Source organism: Psychrobacter sp. 1U2 (genome assembly GCF_051847575.1).
Genome location: NZ_JBPYDC010000335.1, coordinates 1 through 1,193 on the forward strand (window position 1 = coordinate 1; position 1,193 = coordinate 1,193).

2 protein-coding genes and 1 pseudogene are annotated in these 1,193 nt (G+C 39.1%); 1 reads left to right on the plus strand and 2 read right to left on the minus strand.

The window, feature by feature from the left end; genetic code table 11:
• Window positions 1–31: 31 nt before the first annotated feature.
• Window positions 32–334, plus strand: coding sequence for a hypothetical protein (locus tag ACS8FD_RS15595; protein WP_439276520.1), 303 nt, complete (start codon window positions 32–34; stop codon window positions 332–334).
• Between the two features lie 16 nt (window positions 335–350).
• On the opposite strand, the gene ACS8FD_RS15600 is transcribed toward ACS8FD_RS15595, so the two are convergent.
• A complete protein-coding gene (locus ACS8FD_RS15600; protein ID WP_439261933.1) occupies window positions 351–809 on the minus strand; it encodes a cell division protein ZapA in 459 nt (152 codons plus the stop codon).
• Window positions 810–916: 107 nt separating this feature from the next.
• Window positions 917–1,193, minus strand: a pseudogene (locus tag ACS8FD_RS15605) (hypothetical protein); the annotation flags it as partial.

The following is a 1,193-nucleotide window of genomic DNA, read 5'->3' on the forward strand; positions in this document are numbered from 1 at the left end:
CTATAGTATATAAATTATCTATCTAAGGAGCATGACCGTGGCTGCTGCTATTATTATAATCATTCTTATTTGGGTCTCAATGTGGGGGTTTTATAAGTTCATGTACCCACGAGCACCCAAAAGTATGATGCCAAAAGAAGGGGATGTGACCACACCGCGCAATTGCGATTTTTGTGGGCACAGCTTGGCTGAATATCGCGGCGTCCTCGAAAGCCAGCCTAATTTGGCCACAGATAGCGATGGGCATACTGTAGCCAATAAAGAACTATTTTTTTGTAATTATGAGCATCAAGCAGACTTTCATGCTGGTAAGCATTATCAGCCAGAAGGGTAGTCTGTCATTTATGAGCTTACAAAATAGACTGTGCATCTTTCATAATTTTGCTAAGCAGTGCTTCAGCTTGTTTAGATGCTTGAGCAGTCTCGTCATCTGATTTTTTATGAGCATGAATTTTTTCATAAAGGTTCAAGCAGCATAGTACGAGTAAGTTTTCTTGACTTAAGTTCGGCGCATCTTTTTTGATATTGAGCAAAAAGTCATTGATATAATATACTGCTGAGCGTAGCTCCGCTTCTTCATTTGCAGGGCAATAAATTTGATAGGTCACACCAGCGATGACAATGTCTACTTTTTTCATTTCTGGTTCCAAAGTCGCAGGTTTTGCGCTTGTATTAGAGGCAGAGCTCCTAGAAGCTGAGTTGTTAGAAGTCAAGTTTGCATTGTCAGCGCGCTGTTTTGATGCTTCATTTTGGTTTTGCTGAGATTGCAGTTTGTCTTTTTGAGTGGCGTTGCTATTGTTATCAGTCATAGAGAATCCTACAAGTTAACGTCGTTAAAATAGTATCATTAGCCCAGACATCATTAATACATGATGCACCGCAGCATTATTAAATTAAAGTATATAAAAAACTATGCTTAGCCTTCCATTTGATCAATACGCGTCAATCGTTTTAGTACGACTTGCGTACGTTCAGCGGCGAGCTGATTTTTTTCTTGTAAGTCATGATTTTGCTTTTTGATATCGCTATTTTGTTGTTTGAGTTCATTGTTGTGCTGTTGTAGCTCATTATTCTTATGCTGCAAATCATTTATCTGTTTATGCAGTTGGTCTTGTTCTTCGCCAATCATATGATGTGCTTCAGCGAGGCTTTGATAGCGTTTATCCAGATCGCCCAACTGTTTTTTGGCATTA